Annotated in this window: 6 protein-coding genes; 5 read left to right on the top strand and 1 reads right to left on the bottom strand. The window is 47.2% G+C overall.

Annotated elements, in window-relative coordinates; all coding sequences use genetic code 11:
- From HY879_26115 to HY879_26135, 5 genes are all read left to right on the top strand, one after another.
- A partial coding sequence (locus HY879_26115; protein MBI5606821.1) for a GNAT family N-acetyltransferase occupies positions 1-1251 on the top strand: 1251 nt, incomplete at its 5' end.
- A 472-nt stretch (positions 1252-1723) separates the two neighbouring features.
- The gene (locus tag HY879_26120; GenBank protein MBI5606822.1) at positions 1724-2920 is read left to right on the top strand and encodes an amino acid ABC transporter substrate-binding protein; all 1197 of its coding nucleotides are present in this window, start codon (positions 1724-1726) and stop codon (positions 2918-2920) included.
- Between the two features lie 12 nt (positions 2921-2932).
- Positions 2933-3805, top strand: a complete 873-nt coding sequence (locus tag HY879_26125) for a branched-chain amino acid ABC transporter permease (GenBank protein MBI5606823.1) — start codon at positions 2933-2935, stop codon at positions 3803-3805.
- Positions 3802-4725, top strand: coding sequence for a branched-chain amino acid ABC transporter permease (locus HY879_26130; protein ID MBI5606824.1), 924 nt, complete (start codon positions 3802-3804; stop codon positions 4723-4725). The genes HY879_26125 and HY879_26130 overlap by 4 nt, the downstream gene beginning before the upstream one ends.
- Positions 4726-4898: 173 nt before the next feature.
- A complete protein-coding gene (locus HY879_26135; protein MBI5606825.1) occupies positions 4899-5102 on the top strand; it encodes a cold-shock protein in 204 nt (67 codons plus the stop codon).
- A gap of 100 nt (positions 5103-5202) precedes the next feature.
- Here the strand turns inward: HY879_26135 and HY879_26140 are convergent, their stop codons facing one another.
- Complete coding sequence (locus HY879_26140) at positions 5203-6057, bottom strand: DUF3553 domain-containing protein (GenBank protein MBI5606826.1); 855 nt, start codon at positions 6055-6057, stop codon at positions 5203-5205.
- Positions 6058-6636 lie beyond the last annotated feature (579 nt).

A 6636-nucleotide genomic window follows, 5' to 3' on the forward strand; every position in this document is an offset into this window, starting at 1 on the left:
ACCTCCGGTTTCTCCGTGGAAGAAGAAGAGGAATCCTCCACGCTCCTGCCGGGAATGATTATCCCCGACATTCAAATCGAGCTGGCCAATACGATTACCCTTTCCTGCAAAGCCCAGGTTATTTATAAAAACAGGGTGGATGAAAATATTGTTAAATGCGGCTTCACTATTTTAAATATGTCCAACGGGGACTATATTAAATTAACCAATCTGGTTAATAAATCCATGAATAATAATTTGGATATTTGCGGGACTATTGAATTGGAATCCCTGTGGCAATTTTTTTTTCAGTCCGGATTTATCTATCCTCAAAAATATCATTATATTCAACAAAAAAAAGAAGATTTCAAAAAACTCTATGAAAGAATTTATAATAACCCCAATGAAATAGAAAGGCATATTACTTATCAGGAGAGAGGGGCCATCCTGGGACATATTTCGATGCTTCATGTTTACGAAACGACCTGGATGCTCCATCACTTTGCAGCGACTCCCAGTTCCAGGCACAAAAGAGTGGCTTTGACCCTGTTGCAGCAAATTGAACGCTATATCATCGATTCCCACTACTTCGAATCTTCCCAGATGGATAATATTATCTGCTATTTCCGGCCTGATAATAAGTTTCCAAACCTGGTTTTCGGGGGAGCGGCAAGAACCTTGAAGGACCCCAGCATTTGTTCTTTGGATCGTTTTGCCTATATCTCCTACCCGATGGTCCTCAGCTCTCAAGAGGGCAAACTCCCGGAGCCCTGGGTTTTGACGGCGACCGGCCAGGAAGACCTGGAAGAGCTGGCCCATTTTTACAATCATACCTCCGGCGGACAGATGATCCAGGCTCTGGACTTATATCCGGAGATTTTAGATAATAATCGGTTAACCGATAATTATCACCGGGTCGGCTTTAAACGTGAACGCCGTCTATTGTCCATAAAGAAAAAGGGCCAGGTCAAAGCGATAATCAGTTTAATCAAAACCGATATCGGTTTAAACTTATCCGAATTGACCAACAGCCTGTCATTGTTTGTCTTGGAACCCGAAGATTTTCCTTTTGAGGTTTTTTTAAGGGCCTTGTCGCAGTTGAGCCTCTATGATGATCGTCGCATGATTCCTGTTTTGTTATTTCCTATTGAATATGCCGACCGTCATTCCATTGCCTATGAAAGAGTTTACGATCTCTGGGTTTTTGGAGTAGATAATAGCGATTATTATTTCAAATACATCAATAAGCTTTTCTCCCGTCTTCTCTCCTGAGGGTGATCCATTCGACCGGTTTTCCCGGCCTTCTTACTCCCGACCCCCAAGGGGCGCACTTTAAAAAAATTTTTATTGATTTTTTACCGACCATGCCGTAAAAAGACCATTACATTTTAAAGCAAAGCGAAACAGAGTAATGTTCAGGCCAAGGCCATCCAGACTCAAAGGGTGGCCTTTTTTATTGGGTAAGAATCGATGCCTCGTCCTGGAGTTGCCCGGAAGCGGGTCACCTGACGGGTCACTTGACTTAACACTGTAGCACCCCTTTTTCGTCATTCCCGAATGTCTTTATCGGGAATCCAGGTTTTTTAAGAAAATGCAAATCAAAGTCCCTGGATTCCGCTCCCCGATTTAGACATTCGGGGACAGGCTTTAAATCTTGCCGGAATGACGGATAGAGGGGCACTGCTCACCTGATCGACAAAGCTTTGTCGATGTTAATTTACTAAGCGACTAAAGGAGGGATCCCATGCCAAAAATAAAAACAGGGTTTGTTTTACTGATTGCCTGGCTGTTAGGTTGTATCGCTCAACCGTCTTACGCCAATATCCATGAAATCCGTGTCGGGGCCACAGTCTCGGCTACCGGTAAATTCGCCCTGGAGGTCGGGCCTTTCAAGAAAATATTGACGGCCTGGGCGGAAATGATCAATGAACAGGGTGGACTCTATCTTAAAAAAAGCAATAGACGGGTGCCGGTTAAAATGATTGTCTATGATGATCAGAGCGATGAGGCCACGGCCCGACGTTTTTATCAGCGTCTGATCACGGAGGATAAGGTGCATCTGCTTCTGGGGCCTTATAGCAGTTCCCTGACCTTTGCCATCAGCTCCCTGTCCGAAAAGGAGCGGATTCCCCTGTTGGCCATTTGCGCCAATTCCCCTAAAATCTACCAGCGCGGCTTTCAATGGCTGGTGGGGCTGCTCGATGAAGCCCCCCGTTATACCTATCGTTACTGGGAAATGCTTCAAGCCGGGAAAAAGGCCAAAACCGTTTCTTTTGTCGTTGAAGAAACCCTCCATCCTTTAAGTGTCTATGAAGGGGCCAGGCTTCTGGCTGAAAAGGCCGGGATAAAAACCCTCACCGCAGACATCGTTCCGGCCGACACCCGTAATTTCACAGCCATGCTGAACAAGCTTCAAAAATCAGACCCGGATATCATCTTCTGTTCGGCCAACATTCCTTTGGCCTCTTTGTTTATGCGGCAGGCCAGGGAATTCGGATTATCCCCCAGGGAGTTCCATGTCACCCATCATAGTGGGGTCTTTAAAAAGTACCTGGGCCTGGAGGCCGAAGGGATTACCGGCCAATCCTATTGGGTGCCGGAGATGAAAGGGGGTTCAGCCTCCCGGTTTTTGGAAATTCTGGCCAAGGCCCGGATCGATAGGGATGACTATCCCTGGGCCCCGGCTTATATGATGGCCCTGGAAATTGTGGAACAAACCCTGGAACAGACTCCATCCCTGGAGGCCGGCCAGTTAATGGAAACCCTGAAGACCCATTCTTTCCGGACCCTGGGGGGGCCCAACCGCTTTAACGCCACGGGCCTGGGACAGATCAATACCTATCCCAGCCAGATCCAGGATGGGCGATACCAAATCCTCTGGCCGAAAGAGATCGCCACCGGAACCCATCGCTATCCGAACCTGCCCCAAAAGAGAAGGTAAGTTAAAAAAAAAATGGATTACGCACTTATCATCCAGATCGCCCTTGGCGGGATCCTGTTGGGCGGGATCTACGGCCTCCTGTCCCTGGGGATGTCCCTGAACCTGGGGCTGTTAGGGGTCATGAATCTGGCCCACGGATCCTTTCTGATCCTGGGTGCTTTGACCGGCTATGGTCTGTCGGCTGCTTTTGGCCTCTCGCCCCTGTGGAGTATTTTGTTAGTCCCGGTGCTTTTCGGCGGATTGGGCAGGGGCCTGGGTTCTTTGTGGAGGCCTTCCTGGTATAAGCGGGAACCCGCCGAGGCCTTCGTGGCCTTCTTATTGATCACTCTCGGGCTGGCTTTTGTCCTGGAAGAAGCCTCCGCCTCCATCCTGGTCCACCCCTTAATCGGACTGTCTGCCGGATTTTTATCCTGGCACTGGAAAGGACTGGTCTTTTCCCCCCTGGCCTTGATTTTATGTTCCGTTTTATTCGCTGTTTTCCTTTTTCTGATTTTTTTCCTCTTCCGGACGGACCTGGGCCGATCCCTGCGGGCCGTTCCCCAGGATCCGGAAGGGGCCTTATTCATAGGCATCCCGATGCAGAGTACCAGGGCCTGGGCCGGATCCCTGAGTTTGGCCGCGGCCGGATTGGCCGGGGTGTTCTGGATCCTTTTGTTTCCTGTTACACCCTTTATGGGTCTAAAAATAACCATTATGTCCATACTGATGGTTATGGTGGTCGGACCAGGCCATATCCTCCGGTCTATCGTTGCCGGCTTTTCCTGGGGGATACTGGAATCATTAGGCATTGCCCTTTGGGAGGCCCAGTGGGGGATTTTGCTACCCGTAATGACCTATCTGAGTCTGGTGTTTATTTTCCCCGAAGGATTGAAGCGTTCTCAATGAAAAATATCCAACCAATGGCCTTAGGGATTTGTGCCATTCCCTTTATGATTTTTCCGGTGGTCTTTTCCCATTACTGGATCACCTTGGTCTTTACCCTCCTGATTAATGTCAGTCTGACCGGAGGAATCAACCTGCTTTGGGGCTTCGGTGGCTATCTGAATTTGGGATATATGGCTTTTTTCGGATTGGGGGGCTACGGGGCGGCCATTCTTATATTAAACGGATATCCCTTTCTCATCAGCCTGCTGGTCGGTCTGTTCTTGTTCTTACCGGTAGCCGGTTTACTGGCTTTGCCCCTCTTTCGCCTCCAAGGGTTTTATTTTTCCGTGGCCAGCCTGGGAATTCTTATCCTTTTGGAAGAATTGGCTGGAAAACTTATTTTTCTCTCCGGAGGTCTGGAAGGGCTTTCCCTCCCTTTGAGTGACCATAATCTGGAATGCTACTGGCTATCCCTGGCCCTGGCCGGCCTTTCCTTGGGGGCTAACGGGATAGTGAACAACAAAAGATTGGGATTCAGATTGAAGATGCTTCAGGAAGATGAACGAACGGCCGAGTCCATTGGAATTCCGGTCTTTTCCGCCAAGGTTCAGGCCTATGTTTTGGGCGCTGCCATCGCTTTCCTGGCCGGAGGCATTTACATCCGTCAATCCGGTTATATAGGACCGGCCTCGGCCTTTGGGTTATCGGTGGCCATGCCGGTGGTGGTTATGGCCCTGATAGGTGGAGGGAAACACTGGTGGGGGCCCTTACTCGGGGCTGTATTGATTACCGGTCTTCAGGAACTCCTATGGACAGGGCTGGACCGGTGGATATTGTCAGGCTATGGGATTGTTTTAATCCTCTTAGGATTTTTCCGGGTTGGATTCGGCCATGGGGAATGGGGCGCTTGGCCGGCGAAAAAACTTGACTTTTCAAAATAATAGTCTTATCTTTCTTAATAAGAAATCCGTTATTGACCCCGTACGGTGTGAATAACGGTCGAAGTTGGTGAACAATTCGATGAGTACAGGCATCGGAGGATTTATTTTCGATGCCTTTTTTTTAGGCAAGTCGTATCCCAACTTGAGAAATAATTCAAGAGAGGAATAGGACTATGCCAGAAGGACGTGTAAAGTGGTTCAATGAGAACAAAGGTTTTGGCTTTATTGAGGTGGACGGTCAGGATAAAGATGTTTTTATCCACCATTCAGCCATCAGTATGGCGGGATTTAGAACCTTGGAAGAAGGCCAGCGGGTAAGCTTTGATATCGAGCAGGGCAAAAAAGGCCCGGCCGCCGTCAATGTAACGGCCCTGTAGCCATTAGTTAATCCATAAAAAAAAGTGGGGGAGAATGTCCAATTCTCCCCCACTTTTTTATTGAAGCCCTGGCAGTGAATCGTCTTAGCGTTCCAAATAGTTATTTGTTCGGTCCAATGCGCCACATGAACGATTGGATGTCGATCATATCCCTTGGTTTGAGATCCTTCAGCTCAGACCAGAAGTATTCAGAGAAATCCAGAACGGACTTATAGGTTCGCCAATTCAAATCCGGGCGATAATTTATTTCGAAGGCGGATATCTCCGCGGCCGGTTCAGTGACGATCGGTTTAATAAAAATATATTTTTCGGGGAAGACAATGAACAGAAAATAGGACAGGGTGGTCCACTTGGCCGCCTTGATTGCCTCCAAGGCTCGGGCAAACGCAATAAACCGATCCTTTACATCCTCTTTTCCATATAACAGTTGATAAAGGTTTTCGGAGAATAACTCCCTGCTTTCCGGATCTTTAAGACCATTTTTTAACGCCAATTTTTCGTTGGGAGATATCAGATTGGTGGCGGTCACTACCTTCAGTGCCCGTTTGGATATTTCTTCATAATCCTTTTGACTTAACAAGGCCTTCAGTTGCTCGGGGCCTATTAAACTCAGAGCCAGTTCATGAGCCGCTACCTTATGATTTCTTTCACCCTTCAGGTAGGCTGGATCATAAAATCCATCGGGATAGTCCTTTAAAAACATTTCTTTTGAGGTTTCGAAGCGTTGGTACTTGCTCCCCCCGCCTTCTTTAGCCCATAAATGATCCAATATCGGGTGTCTGGCTTCTTTCCCGGAAATTTTTACCGGCTCGACATGTTTTAATGACAGGGTCTTCCAGCCATCCCCGGTGAAGAATATGCGGACCTTGTAATCCCGGCTGTCCTCCAAAACTTTTCCCAGCCCCCATTCCGGCATGCCGGGGTGTTTTACCATTTCGCCTTTTTTGTAGTCCATTTTTTTTGCCTCATCTTTTTTAAATTATTGACTTGTGAAGTTCCCGTTTCAGGTATTCACCCCAAAAAAAACCCTCCGGTCCGAATACGAACGAGAGGGTTGGATATAGATTTTCGCATCCTGTTTGAAACTCAAATTCTGATAGGCTTATTCATTTAAGATAGGCTTTTAATTCATAAAGTCAAAAGGTATTTATTCCATTGGGTCTCCCCGGCGCCATTTAAGAGGGATAGTATGGGTAAACTAATTGAATTTATTATAATTAATATTTTTGACGCTTTGCTGGAATTTTTTAAATATCAATTTAGCTAATTCTTCAATTGAGTAAAATATCGAGAAAGGGAATCTCCTGATTGGACAACCGCGAAAAGTGGAAACAGGAAAGTTTGTCTTTAGAAAATCTTCAATGCCTTTTCGGACCTGATTGGATAGAACGGATGGGATCATCTATCGCGCTTTCCTTATCTAATCTCAGGCCTCCTTGAATTGTCGACGCACGCTGCCGTTTCCCACATGTCTCGACAACTTGGTATAATCTCCTGTATGGTATCGAATACGACCGGCGATCAGGGCGGTATG

The sequence above is a fragment of the Deltaproteobacteria bacterium genome, assembly GCA_016219225.1.
GTDB lineage: Bacteria > Desulfobacterota > RBG-13-43-22 > RBG-13-43-22 > RBG-13-43-22 > RBG-13-43-22.